At 71.3% G+C, this 19,421-nt stretch carries 20 protein-coding genes; 11 read left to right on the plus strand and 9 right to left on the minus strand.

The features are described from left to right. Positions 1-46: 46 nt before the first annotated feature. The 5 genes from ABD161_RS08985 to ABD161_RS09005 form a co-directional block, all read right to left on the minus strand. The gene (locus ABD161_RS08985) at positions 47-394 is read right to left on the minus strand and encodes a protealysin inhibitor emfourin (protein ID WP_344001691.1); all 348 of its coding nucleotides are present in this window, start codon (positions 392-394) and stop codon (positions 47-49) included. 10 nt (positions 395-404) lie between these two features. Next, a complete protein-coding gene (locus tag ABD161_RS08990; RefSeq protein WP_344001693.1) occupies positions 405-1,547 on the minus strand; it encodes a M4 family metallopeptidase in 1,143 nt (380 codons plus the stop codon). 61 nt (positions 1,548-1,608) lie between these two features. After that, positions 1,609-2,847: a low temperature requirement protein A gene (locus ABD161_RS08995; RefSeq protein WP_344001695.1), complete on the minus strand. Its 1,239-nt coding sequence runs from the start codon at positions 2,845-2,847 to the stop codon at positions 1,609-1,611. 32 nt (positions 2,848-2,879) lie between these two features. Beyond that, positions 2,880-4,139, minus strand: a complete 1,260-nt coding sequence (locus ABD161_RS09000; protein WP_344001901.1) for an MFS transporter — start codon at positions 4,137-4,139, stop codon at positions 2,880-2,882. Between the two features lie 29 nt (positions 4,140-4,168). Next, positions 4,169-5,263, minus strand: coding sequence for an LOG family protein (locus tag ABD161_RS09005; RefSeq protein ID WP_344001697.1), 1,095 nt, complete (start codon positions 5,261-5,263; stop codon positions 4,169-4,171). Between the two features lie 143 nt (positions 5,264-5,406). On the opposite strand from ABD161_RS09005, the gene ABD161_RS09010 reads away from it, so the two are divergent. The 4 genes from ABD161_RS09010 (at position 5,407) to ftsX (ending at position 11,049) form a co-directional block, all read left to right on the plus strand. Beyond that, positions 5,407-7,497 (plus strand): RecQ family ATP-dependent DNA helicase, encoded by a 2,091-nt coding sequence (locus tag ABD161_RS09010; RefSeq protein ID WP_344001699.1) that lies wholly within the window; start codon positions 5,407-5,409, stop codon positions 7,495-7,497. A gap of 68 nt (positions 7,498-7,565) precedes the next feature. After that, on the plus strand, positions 7,566-8,960 hold the full coding sequence (locus ABD161_RS09015) for a sugar porter family MFS transporter (RefSeq protein ID WP_344001903.1): 1,395 nt from the start codon (positions 7,566-7,568) through the stop codon (positions 8,958-8,960). An 89-nt stretch (positions 8,961-9,049) separates the two neighbouring features. After that, positions 9,050-10,144 carry a cell division ATP-binding protein FtsE gene (gene ftsE, locus ABD161_RS09020; protein ID WP_344001700.1) on the plus strand — a complete coding sequence of 365 codons (1,095 nt, stop codon included), beginning with the start codon at positions 9,050-9,052 and terminating at the stop codon, positions 10,142-10,144. Then, a complete protein-coding gene (gene ftsX / locus ABD161_RS09025) occupies positions 10,141-11,049 on the plus strand; it encodes a permease-like cell division protein FtsX (protein WP_135112808.1) in 909 nt (302 codons plus the stop codon). Before ftsE ends, ftsX begins: the two co-directional genes overlap by 4 nt. A 4-nt stretch (positions 11,050-11,053) precedes the next feature. On the opposite strand, the gene ABD161_RS09030 is transcribed toward ftsX, so the two are convergent. Next, positions 11,054-11,536 (minus strand): nucleoside/nucleotide kinase family protein, encoded by a 483-nt coding sequence (locus ABD161_RS09030; protein ID WP_344001703.1) that lies wholly within the window; start codon positions 11,534-11,536, stop codon positions 11,054-11,056. Between the two features lie 47 nt (positions 11,537-11,583). After that, positions 11,584-12,966, minus strand: a complete 1,383-nt coding sequence (locus tag ABD161_RS09035; RefSeq protein WP_344001705.1) for an LLM class flavin-dependent oxidoreductase — start codon at positions 12,964-12,966, stop codon at positions 11,584-11,586. 155 nt (positions 12,967-13,121) lie between these two features. Here ABD161_RS09035 and smpB point away from each other — a divergent pair, with 155 nt between their 5' ends. The 7 genes from smpB to ABD161_RS09070 all read left to right on the plus strand — a co-directional run bounded on the left by smpB (position 13,122) and on the right by ABD161_RS09070 (position 17,169). Beyond that, complete coding sequence (gene smpB / locus ABD161_RS09040) at positions 13,122-13,598, plus strand: SsrA-binding protein SmpB (protein WP_135112814.1); 477 nt, start codon at positions 13,122-13,124, stop codon at positions 13,596-13,598. 28 nt (positions 13,599-13,626) lie between these two features. After that, positions 13,627-13,923 carry a DUF1905 domain-containing protein gene (locus ABD161_RS09045; RefSeq protein ID WP_167760688.1) on the plus strand — a complete coding sequence of 99 codons (297 nt, stop codon included), beginning with the start codon at positions 13,627-13,629 and terminating at the stop codon, positions 13,921-13,923. 79 nt (positions 13,924-14,002) lie between these two features. Further along, positions 14,003-14,470, plus strand: coding sequence for a prepilin peptidase (locus ABD161_RS09050; RefSeq protein WP_344001709.1), 468 nt, complete (start codon positions 14,003-14,005; stop codon positions 14,468-14,470). A 57-nt stretch (positions 14,471-14,527) separates the two neighbouring features. After that, positions 14,528-15,562: a YihY/virulence factor BrkB family protein gene (locus tag ABD161_RS09055; protein WP_344001711.1), complete on the plus strand. Its 1,035-nt coding sequence runs from the start codon at positions 14,528-14,530 to the stop codon at positions 15,560-15,562. Between the two features lie 17 nt (positions 15,563-15,579). After that, the gene (locus ABD161_RS09060) at positions 15,580-15,813 is read left to right on the plus strand and encodes a response regulator (protein ID WP_135112818.1); all 234 of its coding nucleotides are present in this window, start codon (positions 15,580-15,582) and stop codon (positions 15,811-15,813) included. Then, on the plus strand, positions 15,810-16,448 hold the full coding sequence (locus tag ABD161_RS09065; protein ID WP_135112820.1) for a CYTH domain-containing protein: 639 nt from the start codon (positions 15,810-15,812) through the stop codon (positions 16,446-16,448). Before ABD161_RS09060 ends, ABD161_RS09065 begins: the two co-directional genes overlap by 4 nt. Next, the gene (locus ABD161_RS09070) at positions 16,432-17,169 is read left to right on the plus strand and encodes a B3/B4 domain-containing protein (RefSeq protein ID WP_425560846.1); all 738 of its coding nucleotides are present in this window, start codon (positions 16,432-16,434) and stop codon (positions 17,167-17,169) included. The genes ABD161_RS09065 and ABD161_RS09070 overlap by 17 nt, the downstream gene beginning before the upstream one ends. A gap of 58 nt (positions 17,170-17,227) precedes the next feature. On the opposite strand, the gene lpdA is transcribed toward ABD161_RS09070, so the two are convergent. Both lpdA and ABD161_RS09080 read right to left on the minus strand, forming a co-directional pair. Next, complete coding sequence (lpdA, locus tag ABD161_RS09075; RefSeq protein ID WP_135112822.1) at positions 17,228-18,625, minus strand: dihydrolipoyl dehydrogenase; 1,398 nt, start codon at positions 18,623-18,625, stop codon at positions 17,228-17,230. 31 nt (positions 18,626-18,656) lie between these two features. Then, complete coding sequence (locus ABD161_RS09080) at positions 18,657-19,394, minus strand: copper resistance CopC family protein (protein WP_344001715.1); 738 nt, start codon at positions 19,392-19,394, stop codon at positions 18,657-18,659. Positions 19,395-19,421 lie beyond the last annotated feature (27 nt).

Genomic DNA, 19,421 nt, shown 5'->3' on the forward strand with positions numbered 1-19,421 from the left:
CGTCCAAGACTCGCAGCCGAAACCGGGACCGATTAAGAGACACGCTCTAGACGTCTGGCGTGGCCGTCGGGCCGCGTCCGGGCCCCGTGGGCGGGCTGGGCGAGGCGCCGGGCTCGGGCTGAGGCGACCGCCGCGCCCGCTCGCGCACCCGGTCGACGAGGGTCCGCCACGGCCCGTCGAGCTGCCGCTCGGGCAGCACCGCCTCGTGCGGCTCGCACGTGATCCGGTAGATGTACCGGTCGGGCTCGCCCGGCGGCGCCGATGGTGCGTCGTCCCACGGCAGCGAGTCGACCAGCTCGAACCACTCCGCGCGGTCCGGCTGGTCGTCGACCCGCACCTCCCAGGTGACGCGGATCCCGGCGAACCCGCCGGACCGCACCACGACGACGTTCATGGCCGCAAGGCTAGTCCCGGCGCATCCTGTCCCGCACCCGGCCGGGCTCGACACCCACCGACTCCCAGGCGTCGGCCACCGCGCGCGCCTCGTCGGAGTCGTCGCCGTAGAACTCGTCCGCGACGACCGCGGTGGCGGCCGCGAACTGGGCGAACGTGGCTGTCGGGGTGAGCCGGTCGCCCGCGAGCGTCTCGTACCAGATGCGGCCGGCGCGCTCCCACGCGTTCCCGCCGAGCGCCTCGGCCAGCGCGACGAACGCGCGATTCGGGATGCCCGAATTGATGTGCACGCCGCCGTTGTCGTCGCTCGTCTCGACGTAGTCGCGCATGTGCGCCGGCTGCGGGTCCTTGCCGAGCATCGGATCGTCGTACGCGGTGCCGGGTGCGCGCATCGACCGGATGGCGGCGCCCTTCACCTGCTCGGTGAAGATGCCCGCGCCGACCAGCCATGTCGCATCCTGTGCCGTCTGGCCGAGCACCCGCTGCTCGACGAGCGCGCCGAAGACGTCGGACACGTGCTCGTTCAGCGCGCCCGACTGCCCCTGGTAGACGAGGCCGGCCGTGCGCTCGGTCACGCCGTGGGCCAGCTCGTGGCCGATGACGCTGATCGACCCCGTGAAGCCGCGGAAGATCTCGCCGTCCCCGTCGCCGAACACCATCCGGGCACCGTCCCAGAACGCGTTGTCGTAGCGCTGGCCGAAGTGAACTGTCGCGTCGAGGCGCATGCCGGACCCGTCGATCGAGTCGCGCCGGAACGCGTCCCAGAAGAGCGCATAGGTGTCGCCGAGCCCGTCGTACGCCTCCGTCACGGCGGTGTCGTCGGTCTCCGGCCCGCCCTCGCGGCGCACCTCCTCGCCCGGCAGATTCTCGGTGCCCTTCGCGTCGAAGATCAGCCGATCCGGCGATCCGGGTTCGGTCGACCCGGCGACGGGATGCTGCAGCTCGGGGCGCAGCGAGGGACGCACGAGGCCGGGCATGCTGCCGTCCGACCCACGCTGCTCCCGGAACGGGCCGTCGATGCCGAGCGTGCGCCGCGCGGCCTCGGGGGCGTGGTCGTAGTCGTCCTGATCAAGTCGCGCGATGCGGGCGAGCAGGAAGGGCGGCACGATGCCGTGCCGAACCGTGCCGGCGGGGGATCGGAAGTCGGGAGCCATGTCTCGATGCTCGCACCGGCATCCGACATCCGCGCCCGCTTGCACGCGATGTTCCGCGGCGCTATCCCCGCAGTTCGGCGAGCGCCGCGCCCTGGTGGCGGTGGCCGATCGTCTCGTAGCCGACGATCACGACCACCGGCGCGAGCGCGACGATCCCGACGCTGAGGGACGCGCCCGCGGCGACCGCGATGACCGCCGCGATCAGCACCAGGACCGATCCGGCGAACAGCAGCAGGTGGAACGGATCGAGCTGGCGCAGCAGCACGGCGTAGAGCGTGAACAGCGCCAGGATGAAGAAGCCCACCGGGATGACCATGGTCAGCAGCGCCGCGACCGCGTCGATGTGCGCGTCGTGCCGCATCGCGGTGGCCGCGACGTGCAGACCCGCGCCGGTGCCGGCGACGCCCGCGAACAGCACGATGTGCCCGTACCCCCAGGGGAACGACCGTTCGCGGCGCACGGCCAGCACCTCGCCCGACGGCATCATGTAGTAGATCCACCACATGCCGAACGCGAGGGCGGTGCCGCCGAAGGCGACGACGCCGGCGCCGATCGACCAGCCCTCCGCCTCGACCACGGCGGAGACCGACAGCACGGTGCCGCGGATCACCTCGCCGAGCGTGATGATCGTCAGCAGTCCGTAGCGCTCGGCGATGTGGTGCGGGTGCCACGGTGTGCTGCCGCCGCGCCGCTCGGCCACCACGGGCACGAGCATCTCGGCGATCGCGAGCGCCGCGAACAGCGCCATGGCGACGGCGAGCGGCGGATCGACGAAGATCAGCACCACCCAGCCGACCTGCACCAGGCCGACGAGTGCCGCGTAGGTGAGGGCGGTGCGCCGGTGGGCAGGATCATGCCGCGCCGCCCGCAGCCAGAGCGCGATCGCCGCGACCCGCATGATCACGTAGCCCGACGCCGCGAGCACGTTGTCGAGATGATGCCCCTCGTCGATGGAATGGAACAGCGGCGGCAGCCCGAGGGCCAGGATGATCACGCCGACCATCTGCACGAACGTCGCGATGCGGAAGAACACGTCGTCGTTGTCGAAGGCCGAGGCGAGCCAGGAGTAGTTGATCCACGCCCAGGTGACCGCGAACACCGCGATCGAGAACCCGCCGATCGCCGCGGCGAAGTGCCCGAGCTCGAGCAGGTGCGCGGCCTGCGCGCCCGCCTGGCTGAACGCCACGACGAACGTCAGGTCGTACAGCAGCTCGAGCGGCGTGGCCCCGCGGTGGGACTGCTGAGGGTCGCGGCCGATCATGCGGCGCGGCCGGTGGTGGAGGATCACGTCGTGGCTCACGGCATGATCGTGTCAGACCCGGGGCCGCGGGCTCAGCGCGGCGGCGTCCGCAGCCGTCGCCGCTCGCGCAGGATCATCGCGATGCCGAGCAGCCACAGCGGCAGCTGGGTCGCGAACGCCCAGCGGAACGCCTCGTCGGTGTAGAGGTCGGGCCGCGACGCGCCCTGCACGTCGAGCGCGATGCCGATGAACAGGATGGCCAGGAGCCCCGCGAGGAATCCGCCGACGTTCGTCACCCCGGTGGCGGTGCTGAGGCGGTGGGCCGGATTGTGCGCACGGGCGAAGTCGAACGCGACCATCGACGCGGGGCCGCCCGTGGCCAGTGCGATCAGGAGCGCGACAAGCAGCCACGTCGGCGCGGGGGAGGGCCAGAGCAGCACGATGGCCCAGAGCAGCATCTGCGCCCCGATCGCCGGCATCACCAGGAGGCGGGACCGGTAGTGCGGGTGCCGTGCCGACAGCATGCCCACCAGCGGGCCGAGCACGATGCCGGCGACGACGTAGACCGACGTGACCGCCGCCGCCTGTCCGGTGGAGAGGCCCTCGCCGGCGGTGAGGAACGGCATGCCCCACAGCATCACGAACGCGGATCCCGCGAACGGGGTGGTGAAGTGCGTCCAGAAGGCGAGGCGGGTTCCCGGCTGCTCCCAGGCCGCCCGGATCCCCTGCCGCGTGTCCACCGCGCTCCGCACGACGGTGATGGTGCCGGTGTCCGTGTCGACGGAGACGTCGGCGGGGAGCTCCGGCGGGTGGTTGCGCACGAGGACGGCGATCAGCACCGAGAACAGGATGGCGCCGCCCGCGAGGGCGCCGAACGCGATCTCCCACGAGGTGGCGTGCAGCAGCAGGGGCAGTGGAACGAGCGCGACGACCTGCCCGAGCTGTCCGAAGATGCCCGTCAGCTGCATCATGAGCGAGCCGCGCTGGGCCGGGAACCAGGTGGCGATGAGGCGCAGCACGCCGGGGAAGATCGCCGCGTCGCCGGCGCCGAGCAGCATGCGCGCGGCGATCGCGACTCCCACGGTGGGGGAGAGCGCGATGACCACCTGGCCCGCCGCCATGAGCACCATGCCGATCGCCATGATGGGTCGAGCGCCCCAGCGATCCAGCCACAGACCGACCGGGATCTGCATGAAGCCGTACACCGCGAGCTGCAGCACCGCGAACATCGCGAGGGTCGAGGCGTCGGCGTCGAACCGGTGGGAGGCGTCGACACCGACGGCCGAGAGCGAGGTCCGGTTCGTGATCGACAGGACGTAGCCGAGCACGCCGAGGCCCCACATCAGCCACATGCGCCAGCTCGGCGCGACAGCGGGCAGGGTCACGCGACGCCCTGGAGGACGATCGCCGCCGCCTCGTCGACGGTCTCGACGAGGTGGATGTGCCGCTCCATCGGGCGGCCCTTCGCGAGGGCCTGCAGCAGCGGCCACGCGGGAAGCGTCTCGGTCCAGTGCGCACGGCCGACGAGCACCATCGGCGCGATCGCATCCTCTGTCGCGTAGTAGTTCTCGCACGCGTCCTGGAAGATCTCCTGCACTGTGCCGCCCGCGCCGGGAAGGAACACGATGCCGCTCTCGGAGACCTGCAGCAGGATGGCCTCCCGCAGCGCGTTGCGGAAGTACTTCGCGATCGCGGTGGCGAACAGATTGGGCGGCTCGTGCCCGTAGTGCCAGGTCGGCACGCCGAGGGTGTCGGTCGGGGGCGCATCCGCCGTCTCGGTGAGGACGGTGCGCGCCGCCGCGATCCACTGCTCGATCGACGGGTGATACGACGGCGCGGTCGCGAGCACCTCCAGGGCGCCGGCGAGCGCGTCGTCTCCCGCGTGGGCGAGGCGCGCACCGAGGTTCGCGGCCTCCATGGCGCCGGGGCCGCCTCCCGTGGCGATGGTGAAGCTCACCCCCAGGAGCTTCCCCATGCGGGCCGCGTCGGCGTAGGTGGCCTCGCCGCGCCGCAGCGCGTGCCCGCCCATCACGCCGACGAGCCGCCGCGGGGCCGTCCACGCGGTCAGCGCCCGGTCGATGCCGTCGTCGTGAAGAGCGCGGGCGAGCAGCCCGTCCTCTTCCGAGCCCTGCGACCACGCGTAGGCGCGGCCGTCGAGCGTGCGGCGGTAGGTCGTGTCGTCGTAGAGCTCGTCCGCGGTGTAGAGCGCATCGCGGTTCGGATCGACCGGCGCCGTGTCGACCGCAGGCAACACCAGCGCGCCTCGGGCCTCGTGCAGCTCGGCATCGCCCGGGGCGAACGTGCAGCCGGCGAACGTCGTGCGGGAGGTGTCGCGCTCGGCGAGCACCTCGCCGCGCTCGCGCAGATCGAGCCCGACGAGCCGCCAGCCGCGCAGCCGATGCGCGCCCTGCGCGAGCCGCCGATCGAGCTCGGTGAGCGACTCGATGGTGACGATGCGTCCCGCGCGGTGCTTCATCCGTTCCTCCGGCCGGGGAACGGCGCACGCCGCAGCGCCGCGGGGGAGGGAGCGGGCGAGGCGGAGAACATCCTGTCCAGTCTGCCGCACGAGCCTGTGGAGGAGTGCCGCTGGATGTCGGCGGCGCCTGCGAGGCTGGGGTCATGACCGACGATCTCCGCCCCCAGGCGCTTGCCGCCCTCCGCCGCCTCGTGGGGCGCGACGACGCGGTCTTCCACGACGGACAGTACGAGGCGATCGAGGCCCTGGTGGGCGGACGGCGCCGGGCGCTCGTCGTGCAGCGGACCGGATGGGGCAAGTCGGCCGTCTACTTCGTCGCCACGCGGCTGCTGCGCGACCAGGGCGCGGGCCCGACGATCCTCGTGTCGCCGCTGCTCGCGCTCATGCGCGACCAGATCGCGGCCGCCGAGCGCGCGGGCGTCCGGGCCGTCGCGATCAACTCGACGAACGCGCACGAGTGGGGCGAGGTGCTCGCCCGGCTCGAGGCCGACGAGGTCGACGTGCTGCTTGTCTCGCCCGAGCGGCTGAACAACCCCACGTTCCGCGACGAGCAGCTGCCCGCCCTCGTGCGCCGGATCGGGATGCTCGTGGTCGACGAGGCGCACTGCATCAGTGACTGGGGCCACGACTTCCGCCCCGATTACCGCCGGCTGCGGGACCTCATCGCGCAGATGCCGCCGTCGGTGCCGGTGCTCGCGACCACCGCGACGGCCAACAGCCGCGTCGTCGCCGACGTCGTCGACCAGCTCGGCGCGGAGGGCGTCACCACCATCCGCGGCCCGCTCGCGCGCGCCTCGCTGCGGCTCGGCGTGCTGCGGCTGCCGGATGCGACGGCGCGGCTCGCGTGGCTGCTGAGCCACCTCGACGACCTTCCCGGATCCGGCATCATCTACACGCTCACCGTCGCGGCCGCGGTCGACACCGCGCGGCTGCTGCGCGAGCACGGGCATGCGGTGCGGGCGTACACCGGTCAGAGCGACGCGGACGAGCGGGAGGAGTCGGAGGCGCTGCTCAAGCGAAACGAGGTCAAGGCGCTCGTCGCGACGAGCGCGCTCGGCATGGGCTTCGACAAGCCCGACCTCGGTTTCGTTCTCCACCTCGGCGCACCGTCCTCGCCCGTCGCGTATTACCAGCAGGTCGGTCGCGCGGGGCGTGCGACCGAGTCCGCCGATGTCGTGCTGCTTCCCGGGCCGGAGGACAAGGACATCTGGCACTACTTCGCGACCGCGTCGATGCCCGATCGCGACCGCGCCGATCGGGTGCTCGCCGCCCTCGGCTCGTCGGCGGGGCCGCTGTCGACCGCCGCGCTCGAGGCGATCGTCGACATCCGCCGCACGCCGCTCGAGCTGCTGCTCAAGGTGCTCGACGTCGACGGCGCGGTGCGTCGCGAGAAGGGCGGGTGGGTCGCGACGGGCGCCCCGTGGACGTACGACGCCGAGCGCTACGGCCGGATCGCCGCCGAGCGACGGGCCGAGCAGGACGACATGCTCGCCTACCAGACCACAACCGGCTGCCGGATGGAGTTCCTGCAGCGTCGGCTCGACGACGACACCGCCGTCCCCTGCGGGCGCTGCGACAACTGCGCGGGCCCCTGGCTCAGCGCCGAGCTGTCGCAGGACGTCGCCCAGTCCGCCGCCTCGGCGCTCGACCGCGTCGGCGTGCCGATCGAGTCGCGCCGGCAGTGGCCGTCCGGCCTCGACCGGCTGGGGATCCCGCTGAAGGGACGCATCCCCGCGGAGGAGCAGGCCGCCGAGGGCCGAGCCCTGGCGCGCCTCACCGACCTCGGCTGGGGCGGGGCGCTGCGCGAGCTGTTCCGCGCCGGAGCGCCCGACCAGGAGGTGCCGCCGCGGATGTTCGACGCCTGCGTGCGCGTGCTCGCCGAGTGGGGCTGGGATGAGCGTCCCGTCGCAGTGGTCGCCGTGCCGTCCCGCACGCACCCGCGCCTGGTCGGCTCGCTCGCGCGCGGCCTCGCGCAGACGGGCAGGCTCACATACCTCGGCGAGCTCGCCCTGGATCCCGCGGCGCCCGCCGGACGCCCCGGCGGCAACAGCGCCTTCCGCGTGGCCGACCTCCACGGCCGGCTCGACGCCACGGGGCTGCAGGTCCCCGCGGGGCCGGTGCTGCTCGTCGACGACCTCGCCGACAGCCGCTGGACCCTCACGCTCGCCGCCCGCGAGCTTCGCCGCGCGGGCGCCACGGCCGTGCTCCCGTTCACCCTCGCCCTGCGCAGCTGACACGCCCGGGGGTGCGGAGACCCTCCGCGGCGGCCTCCGCACGGCGGGACGTTGCATACGCTCGAGGGCTGACGGAGACGACGTACCGACGTGTCAACGCCCGGGTCACAGGCATCGCCATCGCCGCCGCGCTCGGCGGATTCCTGTTCGGCTTCGACACGGCGGTGATCAACGGCGGGGTCGACGCCCTCGCGGGCGAGCTCGCGCTGTCGGCGGCGCTGAAGGGCTTCGCGGTGTCGAGCGCGCTGCTGGGCTGCGCCCTCGGGGCCTGGTTCGCCGGCTCCCTGGCGAACCGCTGGGGCCGGGTGCCGGTGATGCTGGTGGCCGCGGTGCTGTTCCTCGTGTCCGCGATCGGATCGGGCCTCGCGTTCGGCGTGGTCGACCTGATCGTGTGGCGTGTGATCGGCGGCCTGGGCGTCGGAGCGGCGTCCGTCATCGCGCCGGCCTACATCGCCGAGGTATCGCCCGCGCAGATCCGCGGCCGGCTGGGCTCTCTGCAGCAGCTCGCCATCGTGTCCGGAATCTTCGCGGCGCTGCTGTCGAACGCGCTGCTCGCATGGCTCTCCGGCGGCGCGGCCGAGGTGCTGTGGCTGGGGCTGCCCGCATGGCGCTGGATGTTCATGGTCGCGGCGATCCCCGCGGTCGTGTACGGTCTCATGTCGCTGCGCCTGCCCGAGTCGCCGCGGTACCTGGTGCTGCGGGGCGACTACGACAAGGCGTCGCAGGTGCTGCTGGACTTCACCGGCGCCAAGGACGTGAACCTGAAGATCCAGCAGATCCGCGACTCGCTCGAGTCGGAGGAGAAGGAGTCGCTGCGCGACCTGCGCGGCAGCGCGCTCGGGCTGCGGCCCATCGTCTGGGTCGGCATCCTGCTGTCGGTGTTCCAGCAGTTCGTCGGGATCAACGTGATCTTCTACTACTCCACGACGCTGTGGCGCTCGGTCGGCTTCGACGAGTCGAGCGCACTGATGACGTCGGTGATCACCTCCGTCATCAACATCCTCGCCACGATCGTGGCGATCCTCCTCGTCGACCGTGTCGGCCGGCGCACGCTGCTGCTCGTCGGCTCGAGCATCATGACGGTCGCGCTCGGCACGATGGCGCTGGCGTTCTCGTTCGCGCAGGTGTCGGGCGGCGAGGTGGAGCTGCAGGCGCCGTGGTCGCTCGTGGCGCTGTTCTCGGCGAACCTGTTCGTCATCGGCTTCGGCGCCACGTGGGGCCCGGTCGTGTGGGTGCTGCTCGGTGAGATGTTCCCCAACCGGGTGCGCGCGAGCGCGCTCGCGGTCGCCGCCGCGGCCCAGTGGATCGCGAACTTCATCGTCTCCACCACCTTCCCGGTGCTGAGTGGCGTCGGCCTGTCGTTCGCCTACGGCCTCTACGCCCTGTGCGCCGCCGGATCGCTCGTGTTCGTCTGGCGGAAGGTGCGCGAGACGAAGGGCGTCGAGCTGGAGGACATGCACTGAGACGGCCGCTCCCTGTCCGCCCGGCCGGTCCGGGCGGACAGGGTGTCGCTCCCCGCGTCGCGGGAGGCGGCGCATAGTCTCGGTACGCCATGATCCGGTTCGAACACGTCACCAAGCGATACCGAGGGACCGCCCGACCGGCCCTCGATGATGTCGACTTCGAGGTCCAGCGCGGGGAGTTCGTCTTCCTCGTCGGCGCATCCGGTTCGGGCAAGTCGTCCTGCCTGCGCCTCATCCTGCGCGAGGACACGCCCAGCGACGGCCGCGTCGTCGTGCTCGGCCGCGACACGAAGACCCTCTCCAACCGCCGCACGCCGTACTTCCGGCGCCACATCGGCTCCGTCTTCCAGGACTTCCGGCTGCTGCCGTCCAAGACGGTGTTCCAGAACGTGGCGTTCACGCTGCAGGTGATCGGCTCCTCCCGCGCCTTCATCAAGCAGGCGGTGCCCGAGGCCCTCGAGCTCGTGGGTCTCGCCGACAAGGCCAAGCGCCTGCCGCACGAGCTCTCGGGTGGCGAGCAGCAGCGCGTCGCGATCGCGCGTGCGCTCGTGAACCGCCCTCAGGTGTTGCTGGCCGACGAGCCGACCGGAAACCTCGACCCCGCGACGTCGGTCGACATCATGATGCTGCTCGAGCGGATCAACGCGTCGGGCACGACCATCCTCTGTGCCACGCACGAGGCGACGTTCGTCGACCAGATGCAGCGCCGCGTGATCGAGCTGAAGGACGGCAAGCTGATGCGCGACGAGCGGCACGGCGGCTACGGCGACCGGTCGGGGATCAAGACGCTCGAGCCGCAGGTCGAGCGTGGGGCGGCCGCGGTCGCCGCGCTCACCGCGGTGTTGGAGCTGCAGCGCGAGGTCACGAGCAACCCCACCGGGGCGATCGACCCGCTTCCTGCGCAGACCCCCGACGCCCAGCCGTCGGCCGAGGCCGTCGAGGCCGCCAAGGAGAAGACGTTCGCCGACCTGATGGCGGATGAGCCGGCCCCCGCGGAGCCCGATCCCTTCCCGCAGGATGAGCCCGCCGAGCCGGAGGGCCCGTTCGCGGATGAGCCCGCCGACGAGCCGGCCGCGGACGAGAAGCCCGCGCCGCGCACGGAGCACGTCGACATCGAGGAGCTCGGCATGGCGGATCGTCTGGGGCTCCGGGCGAACGACGACGAGGTGGGTCCGACGTCATGAGGCTGGGACTGATCCTGTCCGAGGTGCTGACGGGACTGCGGCGCAACGCGTCGATGGTCGTGTCGGTGATCCTCGTCACCTTCGTGTCGCTCACGTTCGTGGGCGCCGCGATCCTGATGCAGGCGCAGATCGCCACGATGCGCGACTACTTCCAGGACCGCGCGCAGGTCGACGTCTACATGTGCTCGTCGATCTCGAACACAGAGACCTGCACCGGCGGCGTCGCCACGGAGGAGCAGATCGCGGCGGTGCAGGGCGAACTGCAGGGGCCGACGCTCTCCCCCCTGATCCGCGAGTTCTCGTATCAGACGCCCGCCGAGGCGTACGAGTCGCTGGTCGAGAACTTCCCGGAGAACGCCACGGTGTTCACGGAGGAGCAGACGAGCGCCGTGTTCCACGTCAACCTGCTCGATCCCACCCGGTCCGACGTGATCGTCGAGGCGTTCAGCGGCGTGGAGGGCGTGGAGCAGATCACCGACCAGCTGCAGTACCTCGATCCGCTGTTCTCGGCCCTGACGATCGCGACCTACATGGCGGTCGGCGTCGCAGGACTCATGCTGATCTCGGCGGTGCTGCTGATCTCCACGACCATCCGGCTCTCGGCCTACGCCCGACGCCGTGAGGTCGGGATCATGCGCCTCGTCGGTGCCTCGAACCGCTTCATCCAGACGCCGTTCGTGCTGGAGGGTGTGGTCGCGGCACTGATCGGATCGCTGCTCGCCAGCGGTGCGGTGCTGCTCGGCGTGAAGTTCGGCGTCGAGGGCTACCTGACCGAGCGCATGGGCACGATCCCGTGGGTCGGTCTGGGGGAGGCGCTGCTCGTGGTCCCCGTGATCGTGCTCGTCGGCGTGGTGCTCGCTGCCCTGTCGGCGGGCTTCGCGATCCGGCGCTGGCTGCGGGCGTAGCCGCTCAGCAGCTGTCCGACCAGATCCGCTTCGGCGCGTCAGGGGTCGTGACGTCGAAGATCGCGTCGGCCTGGCCGCGCGGCGCCTCGTCGCGCACGTACTTGACCTGTTCCGCGTACGACTCGGGGGAGAGCGGCACATCGCCCTCCAGCCAGACGCGGAAGTGCCAGGCTCCGCGCAGGCGGGGGCTCAGCAGGAACCGGCCGTCGACGAGCAGGTAGCCGTCGCCGTCCTCCTTGCGGAACTCCGCCAGCGTCGCGCGCAGGGCGGTGTCGTCCTCGTCCGGCCGGTAGGCGTCGCCGTGCGCGCTCGCCCGGTTCGCCGATCGGCCCTGCGCCCGGATCGCGCCGGCGAGGTCGTCCGCGAAGCGCGCGGTCGCCTCCGCGGACGGTCCCTCGATCGCGACCAGGATCCGTCCGCGGCCGTAGTGCTGCGTGATGTCCGCCACGAGGGCGTCGAAGACCGCCGTCGCCGAAGTGTCCGTCATGCTGCAAGCATTCCACGCGTGCGCGGCGCCCACAGCTGCCGGTCTCGTCAGGCGGGCAGAGAGGCGCCGATCCGGTAGCGCGCGGCGCGGTGGGTGTCCTTCACGCGGTCGCCGGCACCGTGGAGCTTCTGCCGCAGCGTGCCCTCCGTGTAGCCCTCGGGGTAGACGCCCCGCTCGCGCAGCACGGGGACGACGTGCTCGATGACGTCCTCCCACGTGGCGGGGGTGACGGCGTACGCGAGGTTGAACCCGTCGATGTCGGTCTCCTCGACCCACGACTGCAGCTCGTCGGCGATCTCCACGCCCGAGCCGACGATCGTCGGCCCGAGGCCGCCGATCGCGTTGTGACGGCCGAGGTCGCCGACGGTCCACTCGCGGCCCAGGTCGGCCTCGTCCTGCAGGTGCTGAAGCACCGACTGGATCGCGTTGGACTCCACGTTGCCGACGGGCTCGTCCTCGCGGTACTGCGAGAGGTCGACGCCCATCCAGCCCGACATGAACGTCAGCGCGCCCTCGGGGCTCGCGTACTCGAGGTACTCGGCGTGCTTGGCGACCGCCTCCTCGTGCGTCGCGGCGGTGATCACCGTCAGCAGCGTGTAGATCTTGGCGTCGTACCGGTCGCGGCCGGCGGCCTGGAGGGCGTCGCGGATGCGCTTGACCGTGCCGGCGAGCACCTCCTTGGACGGTGCTGCGACGAAGATCGCCTCCGCGTTCTCGGCGGCGAAGCGCACACCGCGGGGCGAGGCGCCGGCCTGGTAGATGACGGGCGTGCGCTGCGGCGACGGCTCGGAGATGTGGATGCCCGGCACCGTGAAGTAGCGGCCCTCGTGCCCGATCTCGTGCACCTTCGCGGGGTCGGTGAAGACACCGCTCTCGCGGTCCTCGATGACCGCGTCGTCCTCCCATGAGCCCTCCCACAGCTTGTAGAGCACCTCGACGTATTCGTCGGCGTGGGCGTAGCGGTCGTCGTGCTGCATCTGGTCCTGCTGGCCCATGTTGCGCGCGGCGCTCGGCAGGTAGCCGGTGACGACGTTCCAGCCGACGCGGCCCTTGGTGAGGTGGTCGAGCGTCGTCAGGCGGCGCGCGAAGGGGTAGGGGTGCTCGAACGCGGTGCCGGCGGTGATGCCGAAGCCGAGGTGCTCGGTCACGAGCGCCATCGCGCTGACCAGCAGGATCGGGTCGTTCACCGGCACCTGCGCGCCGTTGCGGATCGCGGCCTCGTTCGTGCCGCCGTAGACGTCGTACGTGCCGAGCACATCGGCGATGAAGATGCCGTCGAAGGTGCCGCTCTCGAGCAGCTTGGCGAGCTCCGTCCAGTACTCGAGGGTGTTGTACTGCCGCGAGCGGTCCTTCGGGTGACGCCAGAGGCCCGACGACTGGTGGGCGACGCAGTTCATGTCGAAGGCGTTGAATCGGATCTGCCTGCTCATGCATGTATGGAAGCGGTTGACCCGGCGCGCGGGCAAAGCCGCGGAAACACCGCGTCACACAGCCCTGGCTGCACAGCGGGCCGCGCAGGAGGGGCGGTGCTCTGCATCCTGTGGATAGGATGGAGGGCTGTCTGCCAGATGAAGGAGGTGAGCACATGCCGAAGGAGCAGGGCGAGAAGATCGTCGCGACGAACCGTCGCGCCCGCCACGAGTACACGATCGAGAAGACGTACGAGGCCGGTCTCGTGCTCACCGGCACCGAGGTGAAGTCGCTGCGCCAGGGGCGCGCGAACCTCAGCGATGGCTACGCCTTCATCGACGGGGGAGAGGCCTGGCTCGACTCGGTGCACATCCCCGAGTACTCGCAGGGCACGTGGACGAACCACTCGTCCAAGCGCGTCCGCAAGCTCCTCCTGCACAAGGAGGAGATCGTCAAGCTCAGCCACGCGGTCTCGGCCGGCGGCTACACGCTCGTTCCGCTGCGGCTCTACTTCCTCGACGGGCGCGCGAAGGTCGAGCTCGGCGTCGCGAAGGGCAAGCGCGAGTTCGACAAGCGCCAGACCCTGCGCGAGCGTCAGGACAAGCGCGAGGCCGAGCGCGCGATGCGCACCCGCAACCGCATGGGGGAGTGACGTCGGAGGCGGTCGCTACCCTGGCGTCATGGGTGTGCGGATCGCGTTCGAGTCGGAGGTCGTCCGGTGGGACGCCCGCACCGAGTCCTGGTTCTTCGTGCACGTCCCCGAGGAGCTCTCGGCCGATATCCGCGAGCTTCCGGCGCCGCCGCGCGGGTTCGGCTCGCTGCGGGTGGAAGCGCGGATCGGCGGCACGACCTGGCGCACATCGATCTTCCCGGGGCGCGACGGCTACTCGCTCCCACTCAAGCGGGCCGTCCGCGATGCGGAGTCGCTCTCGGAGGGTGACGTGGTCACAGTGAACGTCGACATCATCGACCTCTGACCTCCCGGCGCGCGGTTATCCACAGGGGCTGCGCGCCGCGATCGCCGGTTCCCTAGCCTCGTGCAGGAGGGGAGCGGCGATGAGCGGATCCGACGCGGTGCTGGCGGTCGCGCACGCCGGCGTGTTCGCGGTGTCGCTCATCCTGATCCGGATCGACATCCGCGATCACCGGCTTCCCGACGCGATCGTGCTGCCCGCCTCGCTGGGACTCGCCGCGCTGCTCTCCCTCGCAGCGGTCACCGCGGGCGATGCCGCATCGCTGGGGCGAGCCGCGGCCGGCGGGCTGGGGCTGTTCGTCTTCTACCTCGCCCTGCGCGCGCTGTTCCCCTCCGGGCTCGGCGGTGGCGACGTGAAGCTCGCGGCGCTGCTCGGGCAGCTGCTCGGCTGGCACGGCTGGACGGACCTCGCCGCCGGTGCCGCCGCCGCGTTCGTGCTCGGCGGCATCCACGCGACCGTGATGCTGGCGACGGGGCGGGCGAGCCGAGACACGCACATCGCCTTCGGCCCGTGGATGATCGTGGGCGCCTGGGCGGGGCTGCTGGCGTGACGGGGCGACGGTGTCAACCTCTGCGGGGCACGCGCCGTCCCCGTTAGCCTGAAGCGCATGGCGGGTCTCATGGCGAAGCTGAAGGTCCTCATCGCGTGGGCGCTCGCCCGCAAGCCGGTACGGGCCTTCCTGCTGTACTCCGAGCAGCAGGGCGCCCTGCTCGCCGGAGCCGTGACCTATCGCGCCCTGTTCTCGATCTTCGCGGGCGTGCTGCTCGGCTTCTCCGTGGCCGCCATCTGGCTGGTGGGACAGCCCGAGCTGTGGCAGGCGCTGCTCGACTCGGTCGACAACGTCATCCCCGGCCTCGTCGGCGAGGGTGGGCTGATCGACGCCGACGTGCTGAAGGAGCCCGCGAGCTTCACCCTCGCCGGGATCATCTCGCTGCTCGGTCTGCTCATGGCCGCGATCGGCGCCGTCGGCGCCCTGCGCACGGCGATCCGGATGATGGCCGGCACGACCCACGCGAGCGGTTCGCCCATCATCCTCCTGCGCGACCTGCTGTTCGCGGTCATCCTCGGCGCGCTGCTGCTCGCGGCGGCCGTCACGTCGTTCCTCGGCTCCGCGTTCGTCGGCACCGTGCTCGACTGGATCGGCGCGGGCGAGACCGGCCTCTCGGTCGTGCTCACGCGATCGATCACCATCCTCGTCACCCTCGCCCTCGACGCCATCATGATCGCCGTCATGTTCTGGATGCTCTCGGGCGTGAAGGCGCCCCCGCGCGCGGTGTGGGCGGGCGCGATCATCGGCGCGATCGGCCTCGTCGCGCTGCAGCAGCTGTCGAGCCTGTTCGTGAGCGGCGCGGGAAGCAACCCGCTGCTCGCCTCCTTCGCGTCGCTCATCGCCCTGCTGCTGTGGGTGAACCTGTCGGCGCAGGTCATCCTCATCGCGGCGGCGTACATCATCGTCGGCGCCGAGGAGCAGCACGACCGGGTGCATGCCCGCTTCGCGGCCGAGACGTTCGCGCAGCGGCGCGTCCGCCGGGCGGAGCACGCCGTGCAGGCCGCGGTCGCCGAGCTGAACGAGGCGCGTGACGCCGAGGACGCAGAGCGCACGAACGACCTCCGTCAAGTCCGCGAGAGCCACGACGCCTGAGGGCTAGGGTGAGGCACATGGCTATCGCACGACTGAACGGCGGACCCCTCGATGGACAGGTCCTGCCCCTGGAGACCCCCGACCTCGAGCAGCTGATCCTGCCCTACTCGGAGGGACAGCTCGTCTACGAGCGCGCCGGCGCGGCGGCGAACACCGGTTCGGACGACGGGCCGACCGAGGTCGAGTTCCGCTTCGCCGCGGAGCCGCAGGAGGTCACGCCCGGCGACGACGACGTGCGGCCGGGCGAGTGACGGCGGATCTCCACGCGTCGGACGGGCCGTCGCGCTCGGTCGAGATCGAGCGCAAGTTCGATGTGGACGCCGGGACGCCCGTGCCCGACTGGAGCGCGGTGCCGGGTGTCGTGTCGGTGACGGAGGGCGAGCCCCGCCACCTCGATGCGCTGTACCTCGACACCGACGACCTCGCGCTCGCGCGCGCCGGCGTGGCGCTCCGGCGTCGCACGGGCGGCCCCGACGAGGGCTGGCACGTCAAGGGCCCGCTCGTGGACGGCGGTCGCACCGAGCTTCACTGGCCGCTCACGGACGGGGACGACGTCCCCGCCGCGGTCGCCACGGAGATCGCCGAATACACGCCGACGGCGCTGCATCCGCTCGCGCGGATCCTGAACGACCGCACCGCCTACGCGCTGCTCGACGCGGACGGGGGAGTGCTCGCCGAGTTCGTCGACGACTCCGTGCGCACGATCGACCTGCGCACCGGGGAGAACCGCGCGTGGCACGAATGGGAGGTCGAGCTCGGACCGGCCGCCCCCGCCGACCCGGAGGCACGCGACGCGTTCTTCGCGGCCGTGACGGACGCCGCGTTCGCGGCCGGTGCGCGCTCGGCGACCTCGGCGTCGAAGCTCGCGCGTGCCCTGGGCCGCTGACGTGACGGGGATCGACCTTCAGGGCATCCTCTCGGGCGCGTTCGTCGCGCCCGAGGTGTTCGCGCTGCGCCCCGACTACCGCGCGCTGCTGATCGCGGTGGACGGGATCCGCCCCGCCGCCGGCGATGCCGCATCCGAGGCGCTGCTCGCGCGCGCCGAGGAGTCGGCACGCGGCGCTGTCGTCGATGCGCCCGTCGAGGAGGAGCCGCACGTGGCCGCCTGGCGCGAGGCATACCGTGCGTTCGGGGCCAAGCCGCAGCGCACGCGCAACAGCCTCGAGGCGCTGCTGCGCCGCGCCGCGCGCGACGGACTGCCGCGGGTGAACCGCCTGACCGACGTGTACAACGCGGTGTGCGTGCTGCACCGCCTTCCGCTCGGCGGCGAGGACCTCTCCGCCTATCAGGGCCCGCCGCGCCTCACCAGGGCGACCGGCGCCGAACCGTTCGACACCGTCGCCGGCGGGCAGGACGTCGTCGAGCATCCGCTTCCCGGCGAGGTCGTCTGGGGCGACGAGGCCGGCGTCACCTGCCGCATGTGGAACTGGCGTCAGGGCCGGCGCACACGCCTGACCGACGAGACCGCGAGCGCGCTGTTCATCCTCGACGCGCTCGACCCGATGACGGACGAGCAGCTCCAGGCCGCGGCCGATGATCTGCTCGTGCACCTGCGCGAGGCGGATCCCGACCTCGTCGTCGCACAGCGACTCATCGCGGCCGGCTGACCCCGCAGACGAACGAGGCCCCCGGAGCGATCCGGGGGCCGTCGTCGTGAAGAGCGGGTCACATGTTGATGAAGTGCCCCTGCAGACCGTGGAAGCCCTCCTGCAGCGTCTCCGACAGGGTCGGGTGCGTGTGGACGTTGCGCGCGGCCTCGACCGCGGTGAGGTCCCACTTCTGCGCGAGCGTGAGCTCGGGGAGCAGCTCGGACACGTCCGGGCCGATGAGGTGGGCGCCGATGAGCTCGAGGTGCTCGGCGTCGGCGATGAGCTTGACGAAGCCGACCGGCTCGCCGAGGCCGTTCGCCTTGCCGTTCGCGCTGAACGGGAACTTCGCGACCTTGATCTCGCGACCCTCGGCGCGCGCCTGCTCCTCGGTGAGGCCGAAGCTGGCGACCTGCGGCGAGCAGAACGTCGCGCGCGGCATCATCCGGTAGTCGCCCAGCGGCATCGTCTCGGCCTTGCCGATGGTCTCGGCGGCGACGACCGCCTGCGCCTCGGCCACGTGGGCGAGCTGCAGCTTGGCGGTCACGTCGCCGATCGCGTAGATGCCCTCGACGTTGGTGCGCATGTAGTCGTCGATCTCGATGGCACCGCGCTCGGTGAGCTTGACGCCGGTGTTCTCGAGCCCGAAGCCCTCGATGTTCGGGGCGAAGCCGACCGACATGAGCACCTTGCCCGCGGTGATCTCACCGGGCTGGCCGTCGCGCGTCTCGTACGTGACGCGCACGGACGATCCGCTGTCCTCGACGGTCTTGACCGCGGTCGAGGTGAGGATGTCGATTCCGTACTTCTTGTACTGCTTCTGGATCTCCTTGGAGACCTCGGCGTCCTCGTTCGGCAGGGCGCGGTCGAGGAACTCGATGATCGTGACCTTCACGCCGTAGTTCGACAGCACGTACGCGAACTCCATGCCGATCGCGCCGGCGCCGACGATGACGATCGACTCGGGAAGCTCGCGGGAGAGGATCTGCTCCTCGTAGGTCACGACGTTGTCGCTCAGCTGCACGCCCGGCAGCAGGCGCACCTTCGAGCCGGTGGCGATGATCGCGTTGTCGAACGTGACCTCCTCGGTGGAGCCGTCGGCCTTGGCGACCGAGATCGCCTTCGGGCCGGTGAAGGTGCCGCGGCCCTCGTACTCGGTGACCTTGTTCTTCTTCATCAGGAAGTGGATGCCCTTGACGTGCGTGTCCGCGACCTTGCGGCTGCGGTCGAACGCCGCGCCGAAGTCGAAGTGCACGTCACCCGAGATGCCGAACAGGTCGGCCTTGTGGGTGAAGGTGTGAGCGATCTCCGCGTTCTTCAGCAGCGCCTTCGACGGGATGCACCCGACGTTGAGGCAGACGCCGCCCCAGTACTTCTCTTCGATGATCGCGACATTGAGTCCGAGCTGCGCGCTGCGCACGGCCGCGACGTAACCGCCGGGACCCGCGCCGAGGATGACGACGTCGTAGTGAGCCATGTCCTCCAGCCTAGCGCCGCGGACGAGGGCCTCAGCCCTGCGGGGTGGGGTCCGTCCCGGGGTTCTCGTCGTCATCGTCGCCGCGGCCACGCGAGGCGAGGATCGCGATCAGCGCGCCCACGATCGCGATGCCCGTGACACCGAGCAGGATCCAGGGCAGCACCTCGCCGAACGAACGGTCATCGCCGTCGCCGTCGCCGTCGCCCTCGTCATCGGCGGCGGGAGTCGTCGACGACGCGGAGGGGGTCTTCACCGGCGTGGGAGTCACGTCGCCCTTGGCCGGCGGGGGAGTCGCCGTCTCGTCGTTCTCCGGAGCCACGGCCCCGGCGCCGCTCTCGGCGGAGGCCGACTCGACGGTGAACGTGTAGGTTCCCGAAATCGGGTGCGAATCGCTCGAAACGGCGCGCCATTCGACCGTGTACGCACCGGCCTCGGTCGCGGGGGATAGCTGCTGTCGAATAATGGCGCCGTCGATCGATTCAGCCCCGGTGGAAAGGTTCTCGCCGCTCGGGGCGAGCACATTGATGTATGTGTCGTTCTCCGTGATGGACTGGACCGCGGCGTCGAAGGTCAGTGTGATCTCGTCCGGCATGCTCTGGACGGTCGATCCGTCTGAGGGATCGGACGTCAGCAACCGATCGTGGGCCGTGGCCGGCGCCGTCGTCGCGAACACGCCGAGCATTACCAACAGCGCGGCGCTGCCGATAGTCAGAAGACGGTGCAGGGAAGACGGGTGAGCGGCGCGCATGCCGCCACGGTACCCGGGCATCCTGATCCCCGGCCCGGATTCCGCTCA

Source organism: Microbacterium paludicola (assembly GCF_039529675.1).
Classification (GTDB): domain Bacteria; phylum Actinomycetota; class Actinomycetes; order Actinomycetales; family Microbacteriaceae; genus Microbacterium; species Microbacterium paludicola.

What these genes read in the sequence shown, in the direction of transcription:
- ABD161_RS08985 (WP_344001691.1), bottom strand. Translation starts at nt 394, where the DNA reads ATGAACGTCGTCGTGGTGCGGTCCGGCGGGTTCGCCGGGATCCGCGTC.
- ABD161_RS08990 (WP_344001693.1), bottom strand. Translation starts at nt 1,547, where the DNA reads ATGGCTCCCGACTTCCGATCCCCCGCCGGCACGGTTCGGCACGGCATC.
- ABD161_RS09000 (WP_344001901.1), bottom strand. Translation starts at nt 4,139, where the DNA reads ATGTGGCTGATGTGGGGCCTCGGCGTGCTCGGCTACGTCCTGTCGATC.
- ABD161_RS09005 (WP_344001697.1), bottom strand. Translation starts at nt 5,263, where the DNA reads ATGAAGCACCGCGCGGGACGCATCGTCACCATCGAGTCGCTCACCGAG.
- ABD161_RS09010 (WP_344001699.1), top strand. Translation starts at nt 5,407, where the DNA reads ATGACCGACGATCTCCGCCCCCAGGCGCTTGCCGCCCTCCGCCGCCTC.
- ftsE (WP_344001700.1), top strand. Translation starts at nt 9,050, where the DNA reads ATGATCCGGTTCGAACACGTCACCAAGCGATACCGAGGGACCGCCCGA.
- ftsX (WP_135112808.1), top strand. Translation starts at nt 10,141, where the DNA reads ATGAGGCTGGGACTGATCCTGTCCGAGGTGCTGACGGGACTGCGGCGC.
- ABD161_RS09030 (WP_344001703.1), bottom strand. Translation starts at nt 11,536, where the DNA reads ATGACGGACACTTCGGCGACGGCGGTCTTCGACGCCCTCGTGGCGGAC.
- ABD161_RS09035 (WP_344001705.1), bottom strand. Translation starts at nt 12,966, where the DNA reads ATGAGCAGGCAGATCCGATTCAACGCCTTCGACATGAACTGCGTCGCC.
- smpB (WP_135112814.1), top strand. Translation starts at nt 13,122, where the DNA reads ATGCCGAAGGAGCAGGGCGAGAAGATCGTCGCGACGAACCGTCGCGCC.
- ABD161_RS09045 (WP_167760688.1), top strand. Translation starts at nt 13,627, where the DNA reads ATGGGTGTGCGGATCGCGTTCGAGTCGGAGGTCGTCCGGTGGGACGCC.
- ABD161_RS09050 (WP_344001709.1), top strand. Translation starts at nt 14,003, where the DNA reads ATGAGCGGATCCGACGCGGTGCTGGCGGTCGCGCACGCCGGCGTGTTC.
- ABD161_RS09055 (WP_344001711.1), top strand. Translation starts at nt 14,528, where the DNA reads ATGGCGGGTCTCATGGCGAAGCTGAAGGTCCTCATCGCGTGGGCGCTC.
- ABD161_RS09060 (WP_135112818.1), top strand. Translation starts at nt 15,580, where the DNA reads ATGGCTATCGCACGACTGAACGGCGGACCCCTCGATGGACAGGTCCTG.
- lpdA (WP_135112822.1), bottom strand. Translation starts at nt 18,625, where the DNA reads ATGGCTCACTACGACGTCGTCATCCTCGGCGCGGGTCCCGGCGGTTAC.
- ABD161_RS09080 (WP_344001715.1), bottom strand. Translation starts at nt 19,394, where the DNA reads ATGCCCGGGTACCGTGGCGGCATGCGCGCCGCTCACCCGTCTTCCCTG.